The sequence below is a fragment of the Xanthomonas sp. SHU 199 genome, from assembly GCF_000364665.1.
Classification (GTDB): domain Bacteria; phylum Pseudomonadota; class Gammaproteobacteria; order Xanthomonadales; family Xanthomonadaceae; genus Xanthomonas_A; species Xanthomonas_A sontii.
Genome location: NZ_AQOI01000335.1, coordinates 1 through 1,287, shown reverse-complemented (window position 1 = coordinate 1,287; position 1,287 = coordinate 1). Strand labels below are relative to the sequence as shown.

1 protein-coding gene is annotated in these 1,287 nt (G+C 71.3%); it reads left to right on the top strand.

Features of this window, described 5'->3' with window-relative positions; translation table 11 throughout:
- Positions 1–240 precede the first annotated feature (240 nt).
- Positions 241–1,287 (top strand): sigma-54-dependent transcriptional regulator (locus tag D183_RS0111785; protein WP_017909169.1); only part of this gene is annotated, 1,047 nt, incomplete at its 3' end.

Here is a 1,287-nt window from a genome sequence, read left to right as displayed (position 1 = left end):
GGCTGCTGCAGCGGTATTTGTTCGAGGTGCGCGTGGCCGACCCGCTGGCGATCGGCGCGGTGCTGTTGGTGCTGGCCGCGGCCGGCCTGCTCGCCGCGATGGCGCCGGCACGGCGCGCGGCGCGGGTGCCGCCGATGCAGGCCTTGCGCGCCGAATGATGCGCTTTGCGTTCCGATGCGGGTACGCCACCACAGGCGCCGTGGCGCCTGTCCGCCACGCCCGGCCGCTAGACTCTGCGCCATGACTGACAACCGCACACCGCCGCTGCCGCGCATCCTCGTCGTCGACGACCAGGCCGACGTGCGCGAGGCCTTGCGCATGCTGCTCAAGAGCGCCGGCTACGGCATGGTCGGTGCCGAATCGCCGGAGCTGGCGCTGGCCTGCCTGCGCGGCGATGCGTTCGCCGCGGTGCTGGTGGACATGAACTACGCCCGCGACACCACCTCCGGCGCCGAAGGCCTGGCCTTGATCGCGCAGATCGCCGCGCAATGGCCGGGACTGCCGGTGATCGCGATGACCGCCTGGGCCAGCATCGAACTGGCGGTGGCGGCGATGCGCGAGGGCGCGGTGGATTTCATCGAGAAGCCCTGGCAGAACGCGCGGGTCCTGGCGGTGCTGGAGAGCCGCATCGCACTGGACCGCAGCCGCCGTGCCGCGCAACGGCTCGGCGAGGCGCAGGCACTGTTGCTGCAGGATTGCGCCATTGGCTTCGTCGCCGAATCGGCACCGATGCAGCAGCTGGTCGAGGATCTGCTGCGCATCGCCGGCAGCGGCGCCAACGTGCTGCTGCTGGGCGAGAACGGCACCGGCAAGAGCCTTCTGGCGCAGTTGCTGCACCAGTGGTCGCCGCGTCGCACGCAGGCTTTCGTCAAGGTCAACATCGGCGGCCTGGCGCCGACCCTGTTCGAGGCCGAACTGTTCGGTCACGTGCGCGGCGCCTACACCGACGCGCGCCAGGATCGCGCCGGCCGTTTCGAACTGGCCGATGGCGGCACCCTGTTCCTGGACGAGATCGGCAACCTGCCGCTGCAGCAGCAGCCCAAGTTGCTGCGCGCGATCGAGGACGGCGAGTTCGAGCGGCTCGGTTCCTCGCGCACGCAACGGGTGGACGTGCGCATCGTCGCGGCGACCAATGCCGATCTGGAGGCGGACGTGGCGGCCGGCCGCTTCCGCCAGGACCTGCTGTACCGGCTCAACACCTTCCAGGTGCGCGTGCCGCCGCTGCGCGAGCGCGGCGCCGACATCCTGCCGCTGGCGCGGCATTACCTCGCCGCCGCCTGCACCCGC